The 23,828-nt window shown below is 65.1% G+C and carries 22 protein-coding genes; 13 read left to right on the top strand and 9 right to left on the bottom strand.

Annotated features, from left to right (window positions below):
- Window positions 1–37: 37 nt before the first annotated feature.
- Window positions 38–988, bottom strand: coding sequence for a choline ABC transporter substrate-binding protein (locus FAZ97_RS18700; protein WP_158759926.1), 951 nt, complete (start codon window positions 986–988; stop codon window positions 38–40).
- A gap of 394 nt (window positions 989–1,382) precedes the next feature.
- Between FAZ97_RS18700 and metE the strand changes: the two genes are divergently transcribed.
- Window positions 1,383–3,677 (top strand): 5-methyltetrahydropteroyltriglutamate--homocysteine S-methyltransferase, encoded by a 2,295-nt coding sequence (metE, locus tag FAZ97_RS18695; RefSeq protein WP_158759925.1) that lies wholly within the window; start codon window positions 1,383–1,385, stop codon window positions 3,675–3,677.
- Window positions 3,678–3,739: 62 nt separating this feature from the next.
- On the opposite strand, the gene FAZ97_RS18690 is transcribed toward metE, so the two are convergent.
- Both FAZ97_RS18690 and FAZ97_RS18685 read right to left on the bottom strand, forming a co-directional pair.
- Complete coding sequence (locus tag FAZ97_RS18690; RefSeq protein WP_158759924.1) at window positions 3,740–5,410, bottom strand: AMP-binding protein; 1,671 nt, start codon at window positions 5,408–5,410, stop codon at window positions 3,740–3,742.
- Between the two features lie 10 nt (window positions 5,411–5,420).
- Entirely contained in the window at window positions 5,421–6,749 is a 1,329-nt protein-coding gene (locus FAZ97_RS18685) for an MFS transporter (RefSeq protein ID WP_158759923.1), read from the bottom strand.
- A gap of 405 nt (window positions 6,750–7,154) precedes the next feature.
- Between FAZ97_RS18685 and FAZ97_RS18680 the strand changes: the two genes are divergently transcribed.
- Entirely contained in the window at window positions 7,155–7,724 is a 570-nt protein-coding gene (locus FAZ97_RS18680; protein ID WP_158759922.1) for a DUF4142 domain-containing protein, read from the top strand.
- A 54-nt stretch (window positions 7,725–7,778) separates the two neighbouring features.
- On the opposite strand, the gene FAZ97_RS18675 is transcribed toward FAZ97_RS18680, so the two are convergent.
- The gene (locus FAZ97_RS18675) at window positions 7,779–8,378 is read right to left on the bottom strand and encodes a TMEM175 family protein (protein WP_158759921.1); all 600 of its coding nucleotides are present in this window, start codon (window positions 8,376–8,378) and stop codon (window positions 7,779–7,781) included.
- Between the two features lie 172 nt (window positions 8,379–8,550).
- On the opposite strand from FAZ97_RS18675, the gene FAZ97_RS18670 reads away from it, so the two are divergent.
- Together FAZ97_RS18670 and FAZ97_RS18665 are read left to right on the top strand one after the other, a co-directional pair.
- On the top strand, window positions 8,551–9,246 hold the full coding sequence (locus FAZ97_RS18670; protein ID WP_158759920.1) for a cytochrome b/b6 domain-containing protein: 696 nt from the start codon (window positions 8,551–8,553) through the stop codon (window positions 9,244–9,246).
- An 85-nt stretch (window positions 9,247–9,331) separates the two neighbouring features.
- Complete coding sequence (locus FAZ97_RS18665; RefSeq protein ID WP_158759919.1) at window positions 9,332–9,592, top strand: H-NS family nucleoid-associated regulatory protein; 261 nt, start codon at window positions 9,332–9,334, stop codon at window positions 9,590–9,592.
- A gap of 114 nt (window positions 9,593–9,706) precedes the next feature.
- Here FAZ97_RS18665 and kdgD read toward each other — a convergent pair whose 3' ends face one another.
- The 4 genes from kdgD to FAZ97_RS18645 form a co-directional block, all read right to left on the bottom strand.
- Window positions 9,707–10,624, bottom strand: a complete 918-nt coding sequence (gene kdgD, locus FAZ97_RS18660) for a 5-dehydro-4-deoxyglucarate dehydratase (protein ID WP_158759918.1) — start codon at window positions 10,622–10,624, stop codon at window positions 9,707–9,709.
- 51 nt (window positions 10,625–10,675) lie between these two features.
- Window positions 10,676–12,025 carry a glucarate dehydratase gene (gudD, locus tag FAZ97_RS18655; RefSeq protein ID WP_158759917.1) on the bottom strand — a complete coding sequence of 450 codons (1,350 nt, stop codon included), beginning with the start codon at window positions 12,023–12,025 and terminating at the stop codon, window positions 10,676–10,678.
- A gap of 65 nt (window positions 12,026–12,090) precedes the next feature.
- A complete protein-coding gene (locus FAZ97_RS18650; protein WP_158759916.1) occupies window positions 12,091–13,179 on the bottom strand; it encodes a lactonase family protein in 1,089 nt (362 codons plus the stop codon).
- Between the two features lie 39 nt (window positions 13,180–13,218).
- The gene (locus tag FAZ97_RS18645; protein ID WP_158759915.1) at window positions 13,219–14,550 is read right to left on the bottom strand and encodes an MFS transporter; all 1,332 of its coding nucleotides are present in this window, start codon (window positions 14,548–14,550) and stop codon (window positions 13,219–13,221) included.
- Window positions 14,551–14,835: 285 nt separating this feature from the next.
- On the opposite strand from FAZ97_RS18645, the gene FAZ97_RS18640 reads away from it, so the two are divergent.
- Window positions 14,836–16,419, top strand: coding sequence for an aldehyde dehydrogenase (NADP(+)) (locus FAZ97_RS18640; protein ID WP_158759914.1), 1,584 nt, complete (start codon window positions 14,836–14,838; stop codon window positions 16,417–16,419).
- A 78-nt stretch (window positions 16,420–16,497) separates the two neighbouring features.
- On the opposite strand, the gene FAZ97_RS18635 is transcribed toward FAZ97_RS18640, so the two are convergent.
- Window positions 16,498–17,238 (bottom strand): FadR/GntR family transcriptional regulator, encoded by a 741-nt coding sequence (locus tag FAZ97_RS18635; RefSeq protein WP_158759913.1) that lies wholly within the window; start codon window positions 17,236–17,238, stop codon window positions 16,498–16,500.
- A 462-nt stretch (window positions 17,239–17,700) separates the two neighbouring features.
- Between FAZ97_RS18635 and FAZ97_RS18630 the strand changes: the two genes are divergently transcribed.
- The 8 genes from FAZ97_RS18630 to FAZ97_RS18595 all read left to right on the top strand — a co-directional run bounded on the left by FAZ97_RS18630 (window position 17,701) and on the right by FAZ97_RS18595 (window position 23,821).
- Complete coding sequence (locus FAZ97_RS18630; RefSeq protein ID WP_407671865.1) at window positions 17,701–18,399, top strand: c-type cytochrome; 699 nt, start codon at window positions 17,701–17,703, stop codon at window positions 18,397–18,399.
- A gap of 79 nt (window positions 18,400–18,478) precedes the next feature.
- Window positions 18,479–19,762, top strand: a complete 1,284-nt coding sequence (locus FAZ97_RS18625) for a c-type cytochrome (protein ID WP_158760985.1) — start codon at window positions 18,479–18,481, stop codon at window positions 19,760–19,762.
- Between the two features lie 7 nt (window positions 19,763–19,769).
- Window positions 19,770–19,952: a hypothetical protein gene (locus FAZ97_RS18620; protein ID WP_158759912.1), complete on the top strand. Its 183-nt coding sequence runs from the start codon at window positions 19,770–19,772 to the stop codon at window positions 19,950–19,952.
- A 28-nt stretch (window positions 19,953–19,980) separates the two neighbouring features.
- Window positions 19,981–20,556, top strand: a complete 576-nt coding sequence (locus FAZ97_RS18615) for a cupredoxin domain-containing protein (RefSeq protein ID WP_158759911.1) — start codon at window positions 19,981–19,983, stop codon at window positions 20,554–20,556.
- Complete coding sequence (locus tag FAZ97_RS18610) at window positions 20,546–22,171, top strand: b(o/a)3-type cytochrome-c oxidase subunit 1 (protein WP_158759910.1); 1,626 nt, start codon at window positions 20,546–20,548, stop codon at window positions 22,169–22,171. Before FAZ97_RS18615 ends, FAZ97_RS18610 begins: the two co-directional genes overlap by 11 nt.
- Window positions 22,168–22,965, top strand: coding sequence for a c-type cytochrome (locus tag FAZ97_RS18605; protein ID WP_158759909.1), 798 nt, complete (start codon window positions 22,168–22,170; stop codon window positions 22,963–22,965). Before FAZ97_RS18610 ends, FAZ97_RS18605 begins: the two co-directional genes overlap by 4 nt.
- A 79-nt stretch (window positions 22,966–23,044) precedes the next feature.
- Window positions 23,045–23,473, top strand: coding sequence for an OsmC family protein (locus tag FAZ97_RS18600; protein WP_158759908.1), 429 nt, complete (start codon window positions 23,045–23,047; stop codon window positions 23,471–23,473).
- 9 nt (window positions 23,474–23,482) lie between these two features.
- Window positions 23,483–23,821, top strand: a complete 339-nt coding sequence (locus FAZ97_RS18595) for a cupin domain-containing protein (protein ID WP_158759907.1) — start codon at window positions 23,483–23,485, stop codon at window positions 23,819–23,821.
- Window positions 23,822–23,828 lie beyond the last annotated feature (7 nt).

The raw sequence follows: 23,828 nt of genomic DNA, 5'->3' as shown, positions 1-23,828 counted from the left end.
AGGGAGGTCCGCGGCGTTCACCGCGGACCAGGGCACGTCAATGCACGCCCAGCGAGGCGCGCACGGCAGGCAGGCCGGGTTTGCCGTCCAGCGTGGTCACACCGGCGAGCCAGCTGTCGAGCACTTGCGGATTGGTGCGCAGCCAGTCGGCGGCGGCCTTGTTCGGGTCCTCCTTGTTCGCGATCGGCACCATCAAATGGTTCTCGATGGCGGTCGTGAACTGCAGGTTGGAAACGAACTTCGCCACGTTCGGGCAGCGCGCGGCATAGTCGGGCGGTTCGGCGGTCAGTACGCGCGCCGCGCCGTAGTCGGGGCCGAACACGTCGTCGCCGCCCGCGAGATAGTCGATCTTCATCTGCACGTTCATCGGATGCGGCTCCCAGCCGAGGAACACGATCCATTGCTTCTCGCGCACGGCGCGCTTCACCTGCACGAGCATGCCCGCCTCGCTCGACTCGACGAGCTTGAATTTGCCGAGGCCGTACTGGTTCGCGCCGATCATCTTCTGGATCAGCGCGTTGCCGTCGTTGCCGGGTTCGATGCCGTAGATGCGCCCTTGCAGCTTGTCTGCGAATTTCGCAATGTCCTGGAACGACTTCAAGCCGCCCTGGTAGACGTAGTCGGGCACAGCGAGCGTGTATTTCGCGCCCGTGAGATTCGGTGTCGAGAGAACCTTGATCGAACCCGACTTCGTAAAGGGCGCGATGATCGGGTCCATGGTGGGCGACCAGTAGCCGAGGAATACGTCGATCTGCTTGCTCTTGAGCCCGGCGAACGTAATCGGCACCGAGGCGATCGTTTTTGTCGGCGTATAGCCGAGCGCCCCGAGGATCGTCGATGCGACGCCCGTGGTCGCCGCGATATCGGTCCAGCCCACGTCGGCGAAGCGCACGTCCTTGCACGCGGCGGGATCGGCCGCAAAGGCGCTGGCGCTGAGGACCGCGGCGCACGCGAGCGCGCCTGTCTTAAGCAGGGGGAATCGGCACATCGTCATCTCCTCGAGGAATCGAACTGCGTCGCTGGGTCATGAAGTCTCATGACACATAGTTGTCCGGCAAAAAGCGGACTAACGTAGCAATTGCGACGAGCAATTGCGCAGAAGCGACAAGCGATTCCCGCGAAGCCCACGAAACAGCGGCTTTAAGTTAATTGAACGATCAATATACGAAGTTCGGGCGCGTTCCTTTCGTTTTAAAAACGTAAGACCTCGCATGCGCCGGGCGGCGTCAGCCTTGCACGCGGGGCGCCGCGCCAGGCCGGCTTAAGATGAAGAAAACTAATGGATGAATGAAATAATGCCATTTTTCTTCATCTTCGAATACCTCTATGATCGCTGCCACTCTGGAACGTTTTCAGCATCTTCATTTCGGACGGCAACGCACATGGTCACCACGCACAATCTCGGCTTTCCGCGCATCGGCGCAAAACGCGAACTCAAGTCCGGTCTCGAACGCTACTGGAAAGGCGAGTCTTCGCGCGCCGAACTGAAGGCGCTTGGCGCGCAACTGCGCGCGCGCCATTGGGACAACCAGAAAGGTCTCGACCTCGTGCCCGCCGGCGACTTCGCGTTCTACGACCAGGTGCTCGACATGAGCTTCACGCTCGGCAACCTGCCCGAGCGCGTGCAGGGTTTCCACGGCGACAAGCTCGACAACTACTTCCGCGTGGCGCGGGGCCGCTCGGCCGCAGGCGCCGAGGACCATGCCGCTTGCTGCGGCGGCGTCGCGGCCGGCGAAATGACGAAGTGGTTCGACACGAACTATCACTACATCGTCCCCGAATTCACGGCCGATACGCAGTTCAACCTCGACACGTCGCGTCTTTCCGAGCAACTGCGCGAAGCGCGCGAGCTTGGCGTGAAGGCCAAGCCCGTCATCATCGGGCCGCTCACGTACCTGTGGCTCGGCAAGGCAAAGGACAATTCCGACAAGCTGGCGCTGCTCCCGCGCATCATGCCGGCGTACCGCGCGCTGCTCGACTACTTCCGCGTGATGGACGTCGAGTGGGTGCAGATCGACGAGCCGATTCTCGTGACCGAGCTCGACCCGGCATGGCGTGCCGCGTTCGCGACGGCGTATGAAGGGTTCGAACTGCGCAGCGTCAAGCTGCTGCTGGCCACCTACTTCGGACAACTACAGGACAATCTGAACCTCGCCTGCTCGCTGCCCGTCGACGGCCTGCATATCGACGCGATCAACGCACGTGAGGAAGTCGCACTGGCCGCGCAGAAACTGCCTGCGCAGAGCGTGCTCTCGGTGGGCGCGATCAACGGCCGCAACATCTGGAAGACGGACTTGACCGCTACGCTCGAATGGCTCGAACCGCTGGCTAAGCAATTGGGCGAGCGCCTGTGGATCGCGCCGTCGTGCTCGCTACTGCACGTGCCAGTGGATCTCGCGAGCGAAGAGAAGCTGGACGCTGAAATCCGCTCGTGGCTCGCATTTGCGCTGCAAAAGCTCGACGAAGTCAAGCTGCTGGCCGCGGCACTCAACCAGGGCCGCGGCGCGGTGGCTGTCGAACTTGCCGCGAACGCCGCCGCCATCGCCGCGCGCCGCCACTCGCCGCGCGTGAATAACCCGGCGGTGAAGGCTGCGATCGCCGGCATCGATGCAAATCTAGGCAGCCGCCAGCACGCTTACGCCGTGCGTGCCGCGAAGCAGGCCGCCATTCTCAATCTGCCGGCGTACCCGACCACCACGATCGGCTCGTTTCCGCAAACGGCCGAAATCCGCCGGGCGCGCAGCCAGTTCAAGGCCGGCGCGCTTGACGACGCAGGCTACCGGGCGGCCATGCGCGCCGAGATCGGGCGCAGCGTGCGCGAGCAGGAGCAACTGGGCCTCGACGTGCTCGTGCACGGCGAAGCCGAGCGCAACGACATGGTCGAATACTTCGGAGAACAGCTCGACGGCTACGCGTTCAGCCAGTTCGGCTGGGTGCAGTCGTATGGCTCGCGTTGCGTGAAGCCGCCCATTCTGTTCGGCGACATCAGCCGCCCGAAGGCGATGACCGTGGAGTGGATCACCTACGCGCAATCGCTCACGAACAAGCCCATGAAGGGCATGCTCACGGGTCCGGTGACGATCCTCAACTGGTCCTTCGTGCGCGACGACCAGCCGCGTTCGGTGTCGTGCTACCAGCTCGCGCTCGCCATTCGCGAAGAAGTGCTCGACCTGGAGAAGGCGGGCGTGGGCGTGATCCAGATCGACGAAGCCGCGCTGCGCGAAGGTCTGCCGCTGCGGCGCGATCAGTGGGGCGAGTATCTGCGCTGGGCCGTCGAATCGTTCCGCATCACCGCGAACGGCGTGGCAGACGAAACGCAGATCCACACGCACATGTGCTATTCGGAGTTCAACGACATCATCGCGTCGATCGCCGATATGGATGCGGATGTCATCACGATTGAAACGTCCCGCTCGGATATGGAGCTGCTCGACGCGTTCGACAACTTCAAGTATCCGAACGAAATCGGACCGGGCGTATACGACATTCACTCGCCGAATATTCCGACCGAAGCGCATATCGTGCAACTGATGCAGAAGGCCGCTGAGCGTATTCCCGCTGAGCGCCTGTGGGTGAACCCGGACTGTGGGTTGAAGACGCGTCAGTGGGCGGAGGTGGTTCCTGCGTTGACCAACATGGTTGCTGCCGCCAGGGCGCTGCGCAGCCAGGCGCAATAAGGTTCATCGAAGCGCCGCGCCCCGAGTCTGTCTCGGGGCGCGGCGGTTTTTCAGAGCAACCATTACCGCAATTCCCGCCGCAATATCTTCCCCGTCGCCGTCTTCGGCAACTCGTCGCGGAACTCGACGATGCGCGGATATTTGTACGCCGCCATGCGTGCCTTGCAGAACGCGATCAACTCCGCTGCGTCGGCCACTGCGCCCGCGCGCAGGCTCACCACGGCTTTCACCGTCTCGCCGCGATACGCATTGGGCACGCCCACCACGGCCGCTTCGCGCACGGCAGGATGGCCGTAAAGCACGTCTTCCACTTCACGTGGCCAGACCTTGAAGCCGGCCGCATTGATCATGTCCTTCTTGCGGTCGACGAGATAGAACCAGCCCGCTTCGTCCATGAACCCGACGTCGCCGGTATGGAACCAGCCGCCGCGAAACGCATTAGCCGTCTCCGCCGCGTTGTTCCAGTAGCCGGGCACGACCATCGGCCCGCGGCAGACGATCTCGCCCGTTTCACCGGCAGCGAGCATGTGACCGTCATCGTCGACAATCGCCGCTTCGGCACCCGGCACCGGCACGCCCATCGCGAGCGCGCCGCTGCGTGGATCGACGGGCGCCAACCGCGCGAGCGGCACCATGTGCGTGGGCGAATTCGTTTCGGTGAGCCCATAGGCGCCGTGGATCACGTGGCCGAACTTCGCGCGAAACGCCTCCACCACGCTGGGCGCAATCGGCGCGCCGCCCGAATAGATCTTCGTGAGCGTCGCGAGCTTTTCGCGGGTTGCCTCGGCATGATGCAGCAGCGCGATAAACACCGTGATCGCGCCGATCGTGAACTCCGCGCGGTGTTCCTCGATGGCGTCGAGCGTGGCCGCCGGGTCGAAGCGGTGCGTGAGAACAAGCGGCGCGCGCGCAATCCACGCCGCGCCGATGTGGCCAAGCAGGCCGGTAATGTGAAAGAGCGGCGCGACGCCGAGTATCGGTCCGCCTTCGCGCAGGTCGCAAAAGTCGCGGTAGGTCTGCGAGTTGAACGCGAAATTGCCATGCGTGCAGATCGCGCCTTTCGGGCGGCCGCTCGTACCCGAGGTATACACGAGCATGGCGGGATCGCTCGCCGCCAGCGCGACCGGCGGCGGTTTTCGCCCTTGCTGCACGGCCTGTGCCGCCTGCAAGAGATCGCGTGCGCCCTCGCCCGCCTCGCTCTCCTCGCGCTGCGCGCCGAATACGCGCGGATCGTCGCGTGTTTGCAGCGCACGCGCGCGCGTGGTGAGTACACGCGGCGCGGCGTTGCCATCGGATTCGATGCTCGCAACCACTTCGCGAACGACGTCGCTTTCGAGCGCGGCATCGCAGATCAGGACGCGCGATTGCGAATCGTCGAGCAGCAGTTTCAGTTCGCGCGCACGGTTCATCGGATTGACCGGCACCATCACGGCGCCGGCCTTCCAGATGCCGAGCAAGGCCATCACGAACTGCGGCACGTTCTGCAAGTAAAGCGCCACGCGGTCGCCGCGCTGCACGCCTGCGTCCAGCAGCACGCAGGCAATGCGATCGCTCCACGCGTCGAGCGCCTGCCAGTCGAGCCTGCCGTCGAAGTAAAGCAGCGCGCTTTCGCGCGGCGCGCGAGCCAGCGCCGCCGCGAACATATCCATACCGTTCGTATAGTCCTGCTGAGGATGCGCCTCGGTACCGGTGTCGTACAGCGCGCGCCAGGGAAAGCTTTCGTAGGCGTTCACGTTGGCCTCCTCAAACGGCATCGGCCGGCTGGCCCACCGTATTGCGCGCCATGAACCAGTAGAACAGCGCAGCACACCCCGCAATCGCGCCGCCCATGATGAATGCGATCGAATACGATCCCGTGCGGTCGACGATAAAGCCCGCCACGACCGGCGAGAACGCCCCGCCGAAATAGCCGCCGAAGTTCTGGATCGAACTCACGGATGCGACCATCGAAGACGGCGCGATGTCTGCCGCGAGCGCCCAGGCGTTGCCGATCGTGGCGGCGATGAACGCGAGCCCCAGCGTCATCAGCGCGACGCTCGCACCTATCGTGTCCGCGAGCGGCAGCGCCGCCGCGCACACGCCAGCGCCAATCGCGCCCACCACGATCAGCACGCGCTTGGCGACCATTGGCGTCGCCACATGGCGATCCACGAGCTTCTTGGCGATCCAGCCCGCGGCGATCTCGCCGGCCGCGCCGCCGAACCACGGAATGCTCGCGTAGATGCCCAGTTGTGCGAACGAAATATGAAAGCGATCGAGCAGATAGAGCGGCAGGAACACAAGGAAGATATTCCACAGCCAGATCGCGCAGAAGTAGCCGAATATCATGCCCCACACGCTGCGCGAAGCGAACAGCGCGCGCCAGCGAATGGGCGCGGTCGTAAGCGAACGCTCGTGGCCGCCGCCGCCCGCTTCGATATAAGCGAACTCCTCGCGCGTGAGCCGCTTGCTCTGCGCGGGGTTGCGATAAAGAAACAGGAACAGCACGGCGAAGACGATGCCGATGGCGCCCGTCACGTGAAAAAGCGAGCGCCAGCCGAAGGCGATCATCAGCGCGACCAGCACGGCGGGCGCAAGCGCGGGCCCCCATTTCGACGACGAATCCCAGATGCCGGTGGCGAAGCCGCGCTCCTTGGCCGGAAACCATGCCGCCGTGATCTTGGCGGAGGTCGGCCAGCACGGCGCCTCGCCCACGGCGAGCAGTGCGCGCATGACGATGAGGCCCGAGATCGAGCCGACCACGCCGGTGAGCCACGTCGCCACGCTCCACCAGATCATGCCCACTGCATAGGCGCGCTTCGCGCCGAAGCGGTCGATGATCCAGCCCGCCGGCAACTGCATCACGGCGTAGGTCCAGGCGAACACGGTGCCTAGCAGGCCGATTTGCGTGCGCGTAAGGCCCAGGTCGTGAATCATGCCGGGCGCGGCGATCGCGAGATTCGCGCGATCGAGGTAGTTGATGACGCCGCCCAACAGCAGCCAGATCAGCACGCGCCAGCGAAAGTCCGCAGCGGCCGCTGTCGCGTCAGTCGATGTCGCGGTAGATGCGCTTGCAACCAGTTTGTCGTCCATCCCGTCTCCTCCTTGTTGGCCTACGTTTTTTCGCGTGCGCTTTGGCGCACACGCTCGTGGGACTCAAACCGCGTTCGTGCCCACATCGTGGGACTTTTCGCTGTGGAAGCAACGATACGCGCGGGGGACATTGTGCGCCGGTTGGCGCGAATGGAGAACGCCGTTTTGCATAAACACATGACGTCGATGTGAATACGTGGATCGTTATTGAACTCGCATCCTCTCTTACCAACCGTTACACAAGCGAAGCAATCGTTTCACCTGAACGGCAAGCGAGTTCATAGAATTCCTCAGACCGTTGCGCACTAAGGCGCTACGCCAGAACGGTCGCGCGCACAGCCGCCCGCAACGTCACATCACACGCGGCACGCGCAATCGATACCAACTACGCAGAAAGGAGTTCACATGACTCGCCTCTCGCTTGCCTCGCTCATCGCGGCTTCAGCCGCCAGCCTTTGCGCCGTTTCGCTGAGCGCCCATGCGCAGACCCCCGCGCCCTCCGCGGCTTCTGCCTCCACCTCGGCCGAAGCCGTTCGGCTCCACGAAGCCGACAAGACCTTCATCTCGGACGGCACGCAAACCGTCGCCACGCAGCGCGACGCCGCGCGCATTGCCGACTCGCGCTCGACCGACCGCGAAGTGAAGGCCTTCGCGGAAAAGCTGGTGGCCGACTATTCGAAGCTCTCCGACTCGATGCGCGCGGCAAGCCCGCGCGGCGTGGACGTGCCGCGCAACGACCCGAATGCGGCGGTGATCAGCAGCATCAACAATCTGCGCGGCGCGGATTTCGACAAGACGTATATCGAACAGGTCGCGCTGGCTGGGCAGCAGAAAACGCTTTCGGCCTTCCAGGCGGAGATTGCCTCGGGCCGCGACGCGGGCCTCAAGAAAGCCGCCACGGAAGGTCTGCCTGTGATCCAGGCCGACTACGCCAAGGCGCAGGAACTTGCCAAGCGCAAGCACCTGGCGGGCTGATGGCGATGTGATGCACAAAGGGGCCGGCGACACGCGCGCCGGCCCCTTTGCCGCTTACTCTTCCCTCTTTTCGCTCGCGGCGAGCGCCAGCCGCTCCATGCGTCGATCGGGCACGAGCCAGAGCAGCGCCGCGATGAAATAGAAAATCGCGCCAACGCGTGGATAGTCGAACGCCGCCAGCGCAAAACCGGCCGTATAAATGACGGGCGAAATCTTGCCCTTCAAGTCGTTGCCCAATGCCATCGCAAGCGGGCTTTGCGAGCCGTGATAGCGCACGAGCGTGAATTGCAGCACGACATAAGCAATCGCGCAGAGCAGCAGGTTCACGCCGTAAAGCGCGGTTGGCCAGCGCCCGAATTCGTTTTCGCCCATCCAGCCCGTGGTGAACGGCAGCAGCGAGAGCCAGAACAGCAGATGCAGGTTGGCCCAGAGCACCGAGCCGTTCACGCGGCGCGCCACCTGCAGCATATGGTGATGGTTGTTCCAGTAGATGCCCACGTAGATGAAGCTCAGCACGTAGCTCAGATAAACCGGCCAGAGCGGCGCAAGTGCGGCAAGCGTGTCGCCGTGCGGCACCTTGAGTTCCAGCACCATGATGGTGATGATGATGGCGAGCACGCCATCGCTGAATGCTTCGAGTCGATTCTTTTCCATCTGCGGGATCGGCCTGCAAGGGATGTAAGGCAAGCGGCAAGTATGGCCGAAGTCGCCGGGCGACGCCACGTCGCCGCAGCGCTAACGCAGTTGCGTATCTTGCGCTGCACATGGCGCGCGAGCGTTCCTGACCTATGATGCCCTTGAGCGCCACGCCCACCCGCCACGGATCATGAACGCCACGACATCCGCATCCCGCGACCACCCCGAACGCACTGAACGCCGCGTGCCCGTCTGGGACCTGCCCACGCGCCTGTTCCACTGGCTCACCGTCGTGCTCGTGGCCGCCGCCTACGTCACGCAGCGCATGAACTGGATGCAGATGCACGTGCGCCTTGGCGAAACGCTGCTCGCGCTCGTGCTGTTTCGCATTCTGTGGGGGTGCTTCGGCAGCGAGACTGCACGCTTCTCGCGTTTCGTCGCCTCGCCGCGCAAGGCGATCGAGCATCTGCGCCACTTGTTGCGACGCGAGCCCGACGTGCAGGTGGGCCACAACGCGGCGGGCGGCTGGATGGTTCTGCTGCTGCTCGCGCTGCTGCTCGTCGAAACGCTCACCGGCCTCTACGACTACAACGATATCGCCGACGAAGGCCCGCTCAGCGAAATCGTGCCCGCAACAATCGCCAATGCCATAGCGAACCTGCACGCGTGGGGCTGGGATCTGCTCGCGGCGGCGGTCGTGCTGCACGTATGCGCGATTACCGTCTATGCGGTCGTGAAAGGCCACAATCTCATTGGCCCGATGGTAAGCGGCAAAAAGCGCTTGCCCGCCTCGGTGCGAGCGCCCGCGCGCAGGTCGCTCTGGCTCGCGGCCTTGCTGATGGGGTTATCGGGCGTCGTGGTCGCCCTCCTCGCCGCATATCTCTGATGCCGCTAATTCATGCGTAAAGCCCACGCGAAGCCCGCGCAGCGCGTAAAATCAGCGCCTCGTTTTCACTCGACATGAATCATTGATGGCTACCTACCGCGAATTGCTCGCCCAGAAGCGCGAGCTTGACGAGCGCATCGAAGCGCTGCGCGCCGAAGCGGCGCACGAAGCGCTGGCCAATGTGCGCGCGGCAATCGCCGAATTCGGCTTCACGCCCGACGAGGTGTTCGGCAAGCCGCGCCGCGAAAAAGCCGCGCGGCGCCCGCGCAAGTCCGAAGGCAATGCGGGCAAAAAGCGCGAACGCGCCAATCTGGACCTGTTCGGCGACTCCGCCGACAACAGCTGACCGGCGGCATTCGCCCTTCGTAAGCAAACAGGGCCGCAAGGGCCCTGTCGCGTTCCATGCTGCAAGCCATGCCGCGCGCCGGCTGGCGCGAGCATGACGCGAGCACCGAACGCCTTACTGCGCGCCGAGCTTCTTGATCAGCACGTCGAGCTGCGCCACTTCCTCTTCCGTGAGATCGGTGAGCGGCGCGCGCACCGGGCCCGCGTCATGGCCCACGAGCTTCGCGCCCGCCTTCACGATGCTGACCGCGTAGCCCGCGCGGCGATTGCGGATGGCCAGGTACGGCAGGAAGAACTCGTCGATGAGCTTGCCGACCGTCGCGTGGTCGTCGGCGGCAATCGCGCGATAGAACTGCATGGCCGTCTTCGGAATGAAGTTGAACACTGCAGACGAATACACGGGCACGCCCAGCGCCTTGTACGCCGCTGCGTAGACTTCGGCCGTGGGCAGGCCGCCCAGGTACGAAAAGCGGTCGCCGAGACGGCGGCGGATCGTCACCATCGCCTCGATCTCACCTACGCCGTCCTTGAAGCCGATCAGGTTCGGGCAGCGATCGGCGAGTTGCTCGAGCATGTCCGCGTTCAGCTTCGAATTGGCGCGGTTGTAAATGATGACGCCCATGTTCGGCACGGCCTTGCAGACCTGCTCGGCGTGCGCGGCGATGCCTTCCTGCGAGGCTTCCGTGAGGTAGTGCGGCATCAGCAGAATGCCCTGCGCGCCGTTGCGCTCGGCTTCCTGCGCGTACTCGATCGCCACGCGCGTCGCGCCGCCCGCGCCCGCGAGAATCGGCACCTTGCCCTTGCAGGTTTCGGTGGCCGTCTTGATGACCTGCGAGTATTCGCTCTTCGTGAGCGAGAAGAACTCGCCCGTGCCGCCCGCCGCGAACAGCGCGCTCGCGCCATACGGGGCCAGCCATTCGAGGCGCTCGGCGTAGGTGTTCGCGCGGAAGTTGCCTTGCGCGTCGAAGTCGGTGACGGGGAACGAAAGCAGGCCTTCGGAGACGATTTGCTTGAGTTCTTGCGGCGTGGTCATGGTCTTGATCCTGTTGCGAAGTCAGTAAAAGTGTTCAGTCGAAGTTGGCGTTCAGCGCACGAGGCACGGACGCTTGTTGTCGAATTTCCAGTTGGGAATCAGGTATTGCATGGCGATCGCGTCGTCGCGCGCGCCAAGGCCGTGCTCCTGGTAGAGCGCGTGGGCCTTTTCCAGCTCGTCCATGTCGATCTCGATGCCGAGGCCCGGCTTTTGCGGCACCTGCACCTTGCCGCCCACGATCTGCAGCGGCTCGCGCGTGAGGCGCTGGCCGTCCTGCCAGATCCAGTGCGTGTCGATCGCGGTGATCTTGCCGGGCGCTGCGGCCGCCGCATGCGTGAACATGGCGAGCGAGATGTCGAAGTGATTGTTCGAGTGCGAGCCCCACGTGAGGCCCCAGTCGTTGCACATCTGCGCCACGCGCACCGAGCCCTGCATGGTCCAGAAGTGCGGGTCGGCAAGCGGAATGTCCACGGATTGCAGCTGGATCGCGTGGCCCATCTGGCGCCAGTCGGTCGCGATCATGTTGGTGGCCGTGGGCAGGCCCGTGGCGCGGCGGAACTCGGCCATCACTTCGCGGCCCGAATAGCCGTTTTCCGCGCCGCACGGGTCTTCGGCATAGGCGAGCACGTCGTGCTTGTCGCGGCACAGGCGGATCGCTTCCGCGAGCGACCATGCGCCGTTCGGGTCGAGCGTCACGCGCGCCTCGGGAAAGCGCTCGGCCAGCGCCGTGACCGCTTCCATTTCCGCGTCGCCTGCCAGCACGCCGCCCTTGAGCTTGAAGTCGTTGAAGCCGTAGCGCGCTTGCGCGGCTTCGGCGAGGCGCACGACGGCTTCCGGCGTCATCGCTTCTTCGGTGCGCACACGCTCCCAGTCGTCGCGGCCATCGGCGCCGCTCGCGTACGCGAGATCGGTCTTGTTGCGATCGCCGATGAAGAACAGGTAGCCGAGCATCTCCACTTCGCTGCGCTGCTGCCCTTCGCCCAACAGCGCGGCAACGGGCACGTTCAGGTGCTGGCCGAGCAGGTCGAGCAGCGCCGCTTCGAGCGCGGTCACCGCGTGAATCGTCGTGCGCAGGTCGAAGGTCTGCAGGCCGCGGCCGCCCGAGTCGCGGTCGGCGAACTGCTTGCGCACGGTGTTGAGCACCGACTGCATATTGCCGATGGACTGGCCGACCACGAACGCACGCGCGTCTTCGAGCGTCTTGCGGATCGCCTCGCCGCCCGGCACTTCGCCGATGCCGGTGTGGCCCGCGCTGTCGCGCAGCAGCACGACGTTGCGCGTGAAGAACGGACCGTGCGCGCCGGAGAGGTTCAGCAGCATGCTGTCGCGGCCCGCCACGGGCACGACGCGCAATTCGGTCACGACGGGCGTGGCGTTCGGTTGAACGGTTTGTGTAGACATGAACGTATTACCTGTAAAAGTGCGGCGCGCTGCGCCCTGACAATCGAAACTTTTGCTTGAACCGGTTAGGCAGTGGCTGCGACGATCTCCACCCAGTTCGCACCGTTGCCGCCCTCGCCGCGCGAGACGGGTGTGAGTGCGCCGCTCGCCGCATCGACTGAATAGACCGAGACGTGCTGCGATTTCTCTCCGCACGCCACCAGAAAGCGGCCCGTGGGGTCGATGCGAAAGCCGCGCGGCTGTGTTTCGGTCGCAGTCGCGCCCACGTATTCGAGCGCGCCATCTTGCGCTACGCGCAGCGTGAGAATCTGGCTCGTCGTGCGCTCGGACACGTAGACGAAGCGCCCATCGGGCGAGACGTGGATATCGGCGGCCCAAACGTTCTTGGCGAGCACCGCCGGGTCGGGCTGCACGGGGTCCGTGGGGCTCGGGCGCGCAAAGCCGTCGTTCAGATGCGCGAGATCGGCGGCGCGCGGCGAAACGTGCAGCGCCGCGAGCTTGCCCGTGGCGGCGTCGCGCGCGAAAGCCGCCACCGTCGCGCGGAATTCGCTCAGCACGTACAGCACGTCGCCGCCCGGCGAAAAACGCAGATGCCGAGGACCGAAGCCCGCGCCCAAATCGACGGCGCCGATTTCGACGAGGCGCCCTTCGTCCTGCAGCGCAAAGGCGAACACGCGGTTGCTGCCAAGCGACGACGCATACGCGAAGCGCCCGTCGGCGGAAACGATGACGGCGTGCGCATGCTCGATGTCAGCGATCACCTGGAGCGGCGCGCCCCGTCCGTTCTCGAGGTCGTTCGCGCCATACAGGCTCACGCGATGCTCGCCGTACGAAGCGCCCAGCAGGAAACGCCCCTGCGGCTCGGCGCACAGATACGCGAGGCTCGATTCGATTGGCGTCTGGACACGCGGCGTGAGGCTGCCGGTCTGCGCATCGATGGCGTAGTCGTTGATGCGCTTGTCCGCGCCGCGCGTGGCCGCATAGAGCCGGCGGCGATCGGGCGAGAGCGCCATCGGCATCACGTTGTCCTGCGCGGCCACGCGCGCTTGCGGCGTGAGCGCGCCATTGCGCGCGTCGAGATGAAACACGCCGATGTCGCCGTCTTTCGAATTCGCGACGTAGACGAAGAAGCGTTCGGGGTTCGGCTGGTTCATGGTGTGGGTTTCCTTCTCGATTGAAGATGGCGCTCAGGTTCAGTGCGCGCCGCTGCTGACGGGATCATCGGCGAAGGCGCGGCGCGACGGCTTGTTGCGGGCAAGGAACGCGGCGGCGGCGGCAATCAGCGAGGTCACGCCCAAGCCGTAGAGGCCGCCGGTAATCGAGCCCGTATGCTGTTGAAGATAGCCGAAGGTAGCCGGAGCGAAGAAGCCGCCCAGGTTGCCGAGCGAATTGATGAGCGCGATCACGCCGGCGGCCACGCGGGTGTCGAGATAGCCTTGCGGCATGGGCCAGAATAGCGACGAAGCCGCCTTGAAGCCGATGGCCGAGAAGCAGATCGCCACGAACGAGAACACCGGGTCCGACGAAGTCGAAGCGAACAGGCCGCAGGCTGCGATCACGAGGGCGATGGCGAGCCACGCTTGCTGGAAACGGTACTTCGCCGAGAGCAGCGCAAAGCAGTACATCGCGACGATGGCGATCATCCACGGAATGGCGTTATAGAGGCCCACCTGGAAGTCGCTGAGGCCGCCCATCTTGCGAATGATCGTGGGCAGCCAGAACGTGGCCGCGTAAATGGTGAGCTGAATGGCGAAATAGAGGAAGCAGAACAGCACGATCTGCGGGTCCTTCAAGAGGCGCAGCACCGGCACGTGCGCGCCCGTCGCGGCTTCGCGCTCGGCCTGTTCGCGCGCCAGGTAGGTTTCGAGCGCACCTTGCTCGTCGCTCGTGAGCCAGTGCGCGTCGCGGATGCGCGACTTGAGGAACACCCAGCTCACGCCGCACAGCACGATGGAAAAGGCGCCTTCGATCAGGAACATCCACTGCCATCCCGCCAGACCCAGGCCGCGCACGGAAAGCAGCGCGCCCGTGATCGGGCCCGAGAGCACCGAGGCGAACGCCGAGCCCGCGAGAAACACGGCCGCCGCCTTGCCGCGCTCTTTCTGCGGCAGCCACTGCGCGAAGTAGTAGATCACGCCGGGAAAGAAGCCCGCTTCGGCCACACCCAGCAGAAAACGCAGCACGTAGAACGAGATGTCGTTGTGCACGAACGCCATGGCGGCCGCGACCACGCCCCAGGTGCCCATGATGCGCGTGAGCCACGCGCGTGCGCCATACTTTTGCATGAGGATGTTGGACGGCACCTCGAAGATCGCATAGCCCACGAAGAACAGCCCCGCGCCGAACCCGTACGCCGCCGCCGAAAGGCCGATGTCGGCCTTCATATGCGTGCCGGCGAAACCGACGTTCACACGGTCGATATAGTTCGCGATGAACATGATGAGGAAGAGCGGGAGCACGTGCCGCAGGACCTTGGCGCTTGCCGACTCCAGCAGGTCTTCATAACGGTTGGCAGGGGCGGACATCGGGGTTGTCTCCTTCAGGCGTGCCGGCGGCGCGCGGATTGGGTGCTTCGTGGTACGTTGTCTGATGACATTGTAAACTTGTCCGCCAAAGGAAACCAATCTCGTGTTTACCCTGCACTGGAACGGGAATCATAGCTGATAAAGCCCGAATTGGCGCGCTTGCAGCGCTTCTTCGCCCGCAAAACGCGCGTGCCAGGGGTGTCCGGCGGCGACGATCTGGCGTATCATAGTTGTACGATGACTTAACTCACTGTAACGATCACTGTCACGAGGCTCGGAGACGACATGCAAATCACTGGCGACATGCTCATTGGAGGCCGCGCCGTGCGCGGCTCGGAAAAGCCGCTCGCGGCTTTCAATCCCGCCACCGGCGAAGCGATCCCCGCACCGGCCTTCGGCAGCGGCACGGCAGCCGACGTCGATGCGGCGTGCAAGCTCGCGGCCGAAGCGTTCGACGCCTACCGCACGCTGCCGCTTGCCGTGCGCGCGGCGTTTCTCGAACGCATCGCCGACGGCATCGCCGCACTAGGCGACGCGCTCACCGAGCGCGCCCACGCGGAAACCGGTCTGCCCAAGGCGCGCCTGGAAGGCGAGCGCGGCCGCACGGTCGGTCAACTCAAGCTGTTCGCGAAGGAAGTGCTGCAGGGACTGTGGCTCACGCCCACGCTCGACGCCGCCCTGCCCGATCGCAAGCCGCTGCCGCGCGCCGACCTGCGTCTGCAGAAAATCGCGCTCGGCCCGGTCGCGGTGTTCGGCGCGAGCAACTTTCCGCTGGCGTTCTCGGTGGCTGGCGGCGACACGGCCGCTGCCCTCGCGGCGGGCTGCCCGGTGGTCGTGAAGGCGCACGGCGCGCACCTCGGCACCTCGGAGATGGTCGGCCGCGTAATCCAGCAAGCGGTACAAGAGATGGGGCTGCCCGAAGGCGTGTTCTCGCTGATCGTCGGCGCGGGCCGCACCGTGGGCGAAGCGCTCGTGGCGCATCCGGCCATCAAGGCCGTGGGCTTCACCGGCTCGCGCGCGGGCGGCACGGCGCTCATGCGCATCGCCGCGAACCGTCCCGAGCCGATTCCCGTTTACGCGGAAATGAGCAGCATCAATCCTGTGTTCCTTTTGCCCGAGGCGCTCGCCGCGCGCGGCGCGGCCATCGCGCAGGGCTTCGTCGATTCGCTCGTGCTCGGCGCGGGGCAGTTCTGCACGAATCCGGGTCTCGCGATCGGCATCGAAGGTCCGGCGCTCGACCAGTTCGCGCAGGCCGCCGCACAGGCGCTGGGCGTCAAGCCCGCGCAGACCATGCTCACGTCGGGCATTCATGCGGCGTATGAAGAAGGCGCGCGGCGGCTCGCCGAAACCCAGGGCGTGAGCGCGCTCGCGCAGGGCCAGCCCGCGAGCGGCCCGAACCAGGCGTTCGCCGCCCTGTTCGAGACCGACGCGCAAACCTTCCTCGCGCAACCCGCCCTCGAAGACGAAGTGTTCGGGCCGGCCTCGACGCTCGTGCGCTGCAAGGACGAAGCCGAACTGCTCGCCGTGGCCGGGCACTTCGCGGGCCAGCTCACCGCGACGATCCAGATGGACAGCGGCGACGTGCCCGCCGCCCTGCGCCTCGTGCCGATTCTCGAACGCAAGGCCGGCCGTCTGCTCGTGAACGGCTTCCCGACCGGCGTGGAAGTCACGCACGCGATGGTGCACGGCGGCCCGTTCCCGGCTACCTCCGATAGCCGCGCGACGTCGGTCGGCACGAGCGCGATGGAGCGCTTCCTGCGGCCGGTCTGCTATCAGGACTTCCCGGCCGAGCTGCTGCCGCAGGCGCTCGCGGACGCCAATCCGCTCGACCTCTGGCGTCGCAAGAACGGTGAGCTCGTGCGCGGGTAATCGGCTTCTTTCGATGCTGAGAACGAAAACAGCGGCCTTGGCCGCTGTTTTTTCATACGCGTTTGGAGTTCGAACGCGCTACGCCTTTTCCCCCGCTTCCGCCGCCGCACGGCGCAGCCGCTCGCGGCTGCTCGACAGATGCATGCGCATGGCCGCGCGTGCGCCATCGGGATCGTGACGGGCAATGGCGTCGAAAATGCTTTCGTGTTCGCGGTTCACCAGCTCGGCGTAAGCCTGCGGATCGCGATGCGCAATGCCGGCCGAATCGACCCGACGGCGCGGGATCAATGCCGCGCCCATCTGCGTGAGGATATCGACGAAATAGCGGTTGCCCGTGGCGCGCGCCACCGAGACGTGAAATTCGAGGTCGGCGCCCGAACTATCGCCGCCCGAGCGGATGACGATGTCGAGGGCATCGAGCGCGGCGCGCATGCCGGTAAGGTCGCGCTCGCTCGCACGCTGCGCGGCAAGACCCGCGGCCTCCGTTTCGAGGCTGATGCGCAGCTCGAGCACGGAGAGCACATCGTCGAGCGTGCTGGCCGGCACGACGTCGAGATCGAGCGGCTCGCGGCGCGGCTCCAGCACGAAGCTGCCGATGCCATGACGCGTTTCGATCACCGACATGGCCTGCAGACGCGAAATGGCCTCGCGCACCACCGTGCGGCTCACGCCCAGTTGCGTCATGAGGTTGCTTTCCGTCGGCAGCTTGTCGCCGGGCTTGAGCGCGCGCGTGGCGATCTGCTCGTTGATGAAGTTGACGACCTGCTCGGCGAGATTGCGGCTACGCGCGGCGATGGGCGTGGCAAGCGACTCCGCCATGTGGATCTCCCTGGCTCGATAATGTATCGTTCCATTATACGTTGTCGGACAACCACAGGAAAAGCACGCGCGCACGCGACCGCGGACATCCTATGACTGCGTGACGGACGTCACGCGACGCGGCCTGGGCACCGCGCGCAATCCCCCGTTGAACGATCCTCATTTTATTTCGCATTCCGATGTAATTTACGCCTCATCGCGCCTCGCTTTCCCGCAACGGGAAACGCCAGTCGTTGTGTTAGCAAACATATTGCGCCGTTGAAATCGCGCAGTTCAAATCGAGTTGGGATCGGAGCAAATTTATTTGCGCATCCTGGCTGCACAAGTCGGCGTTCTCCGATAATCTCCACAACAAGGTGCGCGCCCGGCCGTCAAAGAAAACGAGAATCCCCGCGGACGACGCCTCAACTGATATCGAATCGCAACGCGTTTGTGTAGTCACATTCCGTACCGAGGGAATCATTGAGAAACCGCATCGTCCTCCTTGTTCTCGCGCTCGCGCTGCCATGGGCGCCGCTGTTCGCGGCGCCGCCCGCCGAGCCCGCGCCTGACACGATGCAGGCCCGCGTGATGGGTTGCGCGGCTTGCCACGGCGCGCACGGCGAAGGCACCGACAACGACTACTTCCCGCGTCTCGCGGGCAAGCCGGCGGGTTATCTGTTCAACCAGCTCGTCGCGTTCCGTGACGGCGGCCGCAGCTATCCGCCGATGAACTATCTGCTGGCGTATCTGCCCGACGCCTACCTCAAGCAGATCGCGGAGTTCTTCGCGCAGGAGCACCCGCCCTATCCGCCGCCCGCGAAACCCACCGTCGACGCGGCCACGCTCGCGCTCGGCAAGTCGCTCGTCATGAACGGCGACAGCAAGCGCAACGTGCCCGCCTGCGCGCTCTGCCACGGCGCCTCGCTCACGGGCATGCAACCGGCCATTCCGGGTCTCGTGGGCCTGCATCCGAACTACATCAGCGCGCAGCTCGGCGCCTTCCGCTACGGCACGCGCCGCGCGGCCGCGCCGGACTGCATGCACGACATCGCCACCCGTCTCGCCGACCGCGACATCACCGCGATCGCGGCCTGGCTCGCGTCGCAACCCGCGCCTGCCGAAACGACGCCAGCGGCGGCCTCGCCGCTGCCGCTCGCGTGCGGCAGCGTCCATAACTAGCCGGGGCCTCGACGTGCGCAGACTTCGATCCCTTCTCCCCACATCGCTTCGCGTATCGTTCGCGACGGTCACGCTCTGCCTGGGCGCCGGACTCGCGCTCGCGCAAACGGCCGCACCCAGCGCGAACGCAGCCAACGCGGCCAGCGCCGCCGCAGCGGCCGCCGCGGCCAATGCCAAGCCGATCGCGAGCAACGCCGAACAGATCGCGCGCGGCGAGTATCTCGCGCGCGCCGGCGACTGCATTGCGTGCCACACGGTGCCCTCCCAGCAGATGTTCGGCGGCGGCCGCCCGATGGAAACGCCGTTCGGCACGCTCTACACGCCGAACATCTCGTCGGACAAGACCTTCGGCATCGGCGCCTGGACCGCCGATGAGTTCTACCGCATGCTGCACGAAGGCAAATCGCGCGACGGCACGCTGCTCTATCCGGCCATGCCGTTCGCGTCGTACACGAAGGTCACGCGCGCGGACTCGGACGCCATTTTTGCGTACCTGCTCTCCACGCCGCCCGTGCACAAGGAGAACCGCGCACACGATCTGCGCTTCCCGTATAACAAGCGCGCGCTGCTGCTCGGCTGGCGCACGCTGTTCTTTCGCCAGGGCGAGTTCAAGCCCGACCCGACGCAGTCCGCCGAATGGAATCGCGGCGCGTATCTCGTGCAAGGCCTCGGCCACTGCACGATGTGCCACACGGCCATCAACGCGCTCGGCGGCAACTCGGCCTCCAAGGAGTTCCAGGGCGGCCTGATTCCCGTGCAGGACTGGTATGCGCCTTCGCTCACTTCGAACAAGGAAGCGGGCCTCGGCGACTGGAGCATCGAGGACATCGTCGATCTGCTGCACGCAGGGGTTTCGAAACGCGGCGCGGTGTACGGACCGATGGCCGAAGTGGTCTACGACAGCTTCCAGTACCTCACCGAAGACGACGTGCGCGCCGTGGCCGTGTATCTGAAGTCGCTGCCGGGCCACAACAACGAGGTCGACAAGTCACCCAAGAGCACCTTCGTGTCGGAGGAAGCCGCCCGCCTCGTGCCGCTCGGCAAGAAAATTTACGAGTCGCAGTGCGCGGTGTGCCACGCGACCGAAGGCCAGGGCAAGCCGCCGCACTTCCCGCCGCTCGCCGACAACCAGTCCATCCAGATGAACTCGGCCGTGAACCCCATCCGCATGGTGCTCAACGGCGGCTATGCACCGGGCACGCAAAAGAACCCGATGCCCTATGGCATGCCGCCCTTCGCGCAGTCGCTCTCCGATGAAGAAGTGGCGGCCGTGGTCACCTATATCCGCACGGCGTGGGGCAACCACGGCACGCCGGTTTCCGAACATGAAGTGAACGCGCTGCGTTCCGCGCCGCTCTTCTGAGGCTGCGATGATCGAAACTCCCGTACCCGAACAACCGGGCGAGCGCCCCCAACACGAACAGGTCGACGAGATCGTGGCCAGCGGCCCGGGCGGCGCGCTCGCGGTAGCCGGCATCGCCACGGCGATCGTCGCGGCGATCTGGTTCGTCTTCTACTTCGTCGTGTTCCTGCCGCGCGGCGTCATCCAATAGACCAGACAGACAAGAAAAGGCCGGCCTCATGTCGAATCCGCTCGATAACCATGCCAGTGCCGAAGTCGCCGCGCGCGTCGAGCGCCGCTGGGCGGTGCTCATGGTGGCGTTTGTGTCCCTGCTCGTGGCCGTGGTGGTGTTCACCGGTCTGCACTGGGCCATGATGCCGCCCTCGCGCGTCGAACTCGTCAATCCGGAAACGCTGCACGTGTCCGGCGAATTCGTCGAATCGAACCTCGGCAGCGCGGTCGAGACCGACGGCTCCGTGACCGTGCGCATTCTCGCGCAACAGTACTCGTTCACGCCGCAATGCATCGTCGTGCCGGCGAACACGCCCATTACGTTCCGCGCGACGAGCGCCGATGTCGTGCACGGCTTTCTCGTCACGGACACCAACCTGAACTCGATGGTCGAGCCGGGCTACATCTCGACGTTCCGCACGACCTTCGACAAACCCGCCGACCACCTCATGCCGTGCCACGAATATTGCGGCACGGGCCACCAGGGCATGTGGGCCCACGTGAAGGTCATCGACAAGGATGCCTTCATGCAGATGGCGAACCAGGCAGGCAATTCCGCGCGGAGACTCAGCTGTGTTAAATAACAAGCGACTCGTACTCGCCCACTTCTGGCTCGCGTTCATCTTGTTCGGCGTGGCGCTGCTGCTCGGCGCGTGGCAGATGTTCGTGCGCAGCCCCATGCACCCGTGGCTGAACGACCCCGAGCTTTACTACCGTTCGGTCACGGAGCACGGCACCGTGATGGGCTACGTGTTTCCCACGCTCATCGCCATGGGTTTCGGCTACGCGGTCACGGAACTCGCGCTCAAGCGCCCGCTCGTGGGCGTGAAGTGGGCCTGGGTCGGCTTCATCCTGCTCGCGCTCGGCTCCGTCACCGCCTCGGTGCCCGTGGCGCTCGGCCTCGCCTCGGTGCTCTACACGTTCTATCCGCCGATGATCGGCAACGTGTTCTATTACCTCGGCGTCGTGCTCGTCGTGGTGGGCTCGTGGGTCTGGGTCGCGCTGATGGGCGTGAACACCGCGAAATGGAAGCGCGAAAATCGCGGCAAACCGCTGCCGCTCGCCATGTTCGCGACCACCGCGGGCGCCTACCTCTGGGGCTGGACCGCGGTGGGTGCGGCCATCGAAGTGCTGTTCCAGATCCTGCCCGTGGCCTTCGGTTGGCGCAATACGATCGACGCGGGCCTGGCACGCGTGTTCTTCTCCTGGACGCTGCACGCCATCGTCTACTTCTGGCTCATGCCGGCCTATATCGCGTACTACACGATCATCCCGCGCGCCATTGGCGGGCGGCTCTACAGCGACGTGATGGCGCGTATCTCGTTCATCCTGTTCCTGGTCGTGGCCATGCCGATCGGCCTGCACCACCTGTTCACCGATCCGCAGGTGGGCTCGGGCTTCAAGTTCGTGCAGTCGGTGTTCACGGCGCTCGTCTCGGTGCCGACGCTCCTCACCGTGTTCACGATCTGCGCGTCGGTTGAAATCGCCGGGCGGCTGCGCGGCGGCAAGGGCCCGTTCGGCTGGCTCGCGAAGCTGCCGTGGGACAACCCGCAAATGCTGGCCGTGGCGTTCTCGTTCGTCATGCTCGGCTTTGGCGGCGCGGGCGGTCTCATCAACATGAGCTACCAGCTCGACCAGTCGGTGCACAACACGCAGTGGATCACAGGCCACTTTCACCTGATCTATGGCGGCGCGATCGTCATCATGTACTTCGCCATCGCCTACGACCTGTGGCCGCAGATCACCGGCCGCGCGCTCAACAACTGGCGGCTCATGCGCTGGCAGCTGTGGCTGTGGTTCATCGGCATGATCGTGACGACCTTCCCGTGGCACCTGGTCGGCCTCATGGGCATGCCGCGGCGCATGGCCTACTACGATTACAGCGACCCGGCGCTCGCGGGCCAGGGCGCGCTCGTGGCGCTTTCCGCAGTGGGCGGACTGATCCTCGTGATTTCGGCGGTGCTGTTCTTCATCGTGCTGCTTCAGGGCCATCGCAGCGAGGCGGCCGCGCCCGAGGAATATCGCTTCAGCAAACCGGTGCACGAGTCGGCCACGCTGCCGGTGGCGCTCAATAGCTTCGGGCTGTGGATCGTGCTGATGATCGCCCTCACGATCACCAACTACGGCTACCCGATCGCGCAGCTGCTGGCGACGCCCGAAACGGCCGTGCCCGCGATCCCGATTGGAGCGCAGCGATGAGCGACGAACGCCTGTTCTCGTTTCGCAATGTGTGGTTTCGCACGGGCGTGGGCGCGACGATCGTCGTGTTCGTCGTGTCCGTGCTGATCGGCTTTATCTGGCTGCCTTCCGCCAAGAGCGACCCGTATTTTCAGGGCATCTGGACGGCGATCTGCAGCGCGGCCGGCGTGCCGCGCGAGTGGCATCCGGTCGAATCGGCGGTCGCGCCGGGCTACCAGCTAAGCCAGGTCGAACTCACGCCGCACATGCTCGATGGCGCGACTTCTCTCTCGATTGGCCGCGGCGCGACGCTCGCCCTACGCTGCACGATGTGTCACGGCCCGCGCGGCATCAGCATGGCCAATTCGCCGAATCTGGCGGGCCAGTTCGCCATCGTGGTCTTCAAGGAACTGCACGACTTTCAGTCCGGCGCGCGCCAGAACGCGGTGATGTCGCCCATGGCGCGCGATCTGTCCGATGAGGACATGCGCGACCTCGCGGCGTATTACGCCTCGCTGCAGCCGATTGCGCACCTGCATGGCGGCGCGCCCGACATCGTCGCGCACGGCGCGCCGCTGCGCAATATTCCCGCTTGCGCGTCCTGCCATGGCGGCGTGGACAGCAAGATCGGCAGCCCGTGGCTCGACGGCTTGCCGGCCGCGTACACGAAGGCGCAACTGCTCGCGTTCGCGAACGGCACGCGCCATAACGATATTTCCGAGCAGATGCGCAACATCGCGCGCAACATGACGCCAGAGGAAATCGACGCGGCGGCGGCCTGGTACGCGGGCGAAACGCCGCCGAAGCAACCCTGAACTCACCCACGCGGGGCGTGCGGCGGTATGCAAATTGCGCGCCCCGCCTGTCCCTCATCACACATCGCGGAGCGACATCATGCAAAAGACGGCATCGGCAAAATGGCACGGCGGCATCAAGGACGGTCAGGGCACGATCTCGACGCAAACCGGGGTGCTCAAGGAGGCGCCCTATGGCTTCGCCTCGCGTTTCGAAGGCGGTCCCGGCACCAACCCCGAGGAGCTGATCGGCGCGGCGCACGCGGGCTGCTTCACGATGGCGTTCTCGCTCTTTCTGACCCAGGCGGGCTTCACGGCCGAGAGCATCGAGACGAAATCGACCGTCACGCTCGACAAGGTGGGCGAAGGCTTCGCCATCACGAGCTGCCAGCTCGACATGACCGCGAAGATTCCGGGCATCGATCAGGCGAAGTTCGACGAGCTTTCGAAGGGCGCCAAGGAGAACTGCCCGGTATCGAAGCTCTTCGCCAACAACGCGAAGATCACGCTCAACGCGACGCTCGTTTGAGAGACGCTCATGGCCATCCCCCATGCCGCGCCGGGTGAGGTCTTCGACGTACGCCCGCTCGGCGGCGCGCTCAAGAACGCGAAGTCGACGACGCTGATCCGCGCGCAGCAGCTCGAAGTCATGCGCATCGTGCTCCCGGCGGGCAAGCACCTGCCCGAGCACAGCGTGCCCGGCGAGATCACGGTGCAGTGCGTGGAAGGCGTGATCCGCTTCTTCGTGAACGGCGACCCGCGCACCATGCACGCCGGCGACATGCTGCTGCTTAGCGGTGGCGAAAAGCACGCGCTGGAAGCGCTCGACGATGCTTCCGTGATCGTCACGATTCATCTTGCGCATGGGGGCGCGTAGCCACACG

It is taken from the genome of Paraburkholderia acidiphila (assembly GCF_009789655.1).
Classification (GTDB): Bacteria; Pseudomonadota; Gammaproteobacteria; order Burkholderiales; family Burkholderiaceae; genus Paraburkholderia; species Paraburkholderia acidiphila.
The sequence above is the reverse complement of the archived record's forward strand: the minus strand, read 5'-3'. Positions and strand labels throughout refer to the sequence as shown.

Coding starts and splice junctions, on each gene's coding strand:
- FAZ97_RS18700 (WP_158759926.1), bottom strand. CDS start 988: ATGTGCCGATTCCCCCTGCTTAAGACAGGCGCGCTCGCGTGCGCCGCG.
- metE (WP_158759925.1), top strand. CDS start 1,383: ATGGTCACCACGCACAATCTCGGCTTTCCGCGCATCGGCGCAAAACGC.
- FAZ97_RS18685 (WP_158759923.1), bottom strand. CDS start 6,749: ATGGACGACAAACTGGTTGCAAGCGCATCTACCGCGACATCGACTGAC.
- FAZ97_RS18680 (WP_158759922.1), top strand. CDS start 7,155: ATGACTCGCCTCTCGCTTGCCTCGCTCATCGCGGCTTCAGCCGCCAGC.
- FAZ97_RS18675 (WP_158759921.1), bottom strand. CDS start 8,378: ATGGAAAAGAATCGACTCGAAGCATTCAGCGATGGCGTGCTCGCCATC.
- FAZ97_RS18670 (WP_158759920.1), top strand. CDS start 8,551: ATGAACGCCACGACATCCGCATCCCGCGACCACCCCGAACGCACTGAA.
- FAZ97_RS18665 (WP_158759919.1), top strand. CDS start 9,332: ATGGCTACCTACCGCGAATTGCTCGCCCAGAAGCGCGAGCTTGACGAG.
- kdgD (WP_158759918.1), bottom strand. CDS start 10,624: ATGACCACGCCGCAAGAACTCAAGCAAATCGTCTCCGAAGGCCTGCTT.
- gudD (WP_158759917.1), bottom strand. CDS start 12,025: ATGTCTACACAAACCGTTCAACCGAACGCCACGCCCGTCGTGACCGAA.
- FAZ97_RS18650 (WP_158759916.1), bottom strand. CDS start 13,179: ATGAACCAGCCGAACCCCGAACGCTTCTTCGTCTACGTCGCGAATTCG.
- FAZ97_RS18645 (WP_158759915.1), bottom strand. CDS start 14,550: ATGTCCGCCCCTGCCAACCGTTATGAAGACCTGCTGGAGTCGGCAAGC.
- FAZ97_RS18640 (WP_158759914.1), top strand. CDS start 14,836: ATGCAAATCACTGGCGACATGCTCATTGGAGGCCGCGCCGTGCGCGGC.
- FAZ97_RS18635 (WP_158759913.1), bottom strand. CDS start 17,238: ATGGCGGAGTCGCTTGCCACGCCCATCGCCGCGCGTAGCCGCAATCTC.
- FAZ97_RS18620 (WP_158759912.1), top strand. CDS start 19,770: ATGATCGAAACTCCCGTACCCGAACAACCGGGCGAGCGCCCCCAACAC.
- FAZ97_RS18615 (WP_158759911.1), top strand. CDS start 19,981: ATGTCGAATCCGCTCGATAACCATGCCAGTGCCGAAGTCGCCGCGCGC.
- FAZ97_RS18605 (WP_158759909.1), top strand. CDS start 22,168: ATGAGCGACGAACGCCTGTTCTCGTTTCGCAATGTGTGGTTTCGCACG.
- FAZ97_RS18600 (WP_158759908.1), top strand. CDS start 23,045: ATGCAAAAGACGGCATCGGCAAAATGGCACGGCGGCATCAAGGACGGT.
- FAZ97_RS18595 (WP_158759907.1), top strand. CDS start 23,483: ATGGCCATCCCCCATGCCGCGCCGGGTGAGGTCTTCGACGTACGCCCG.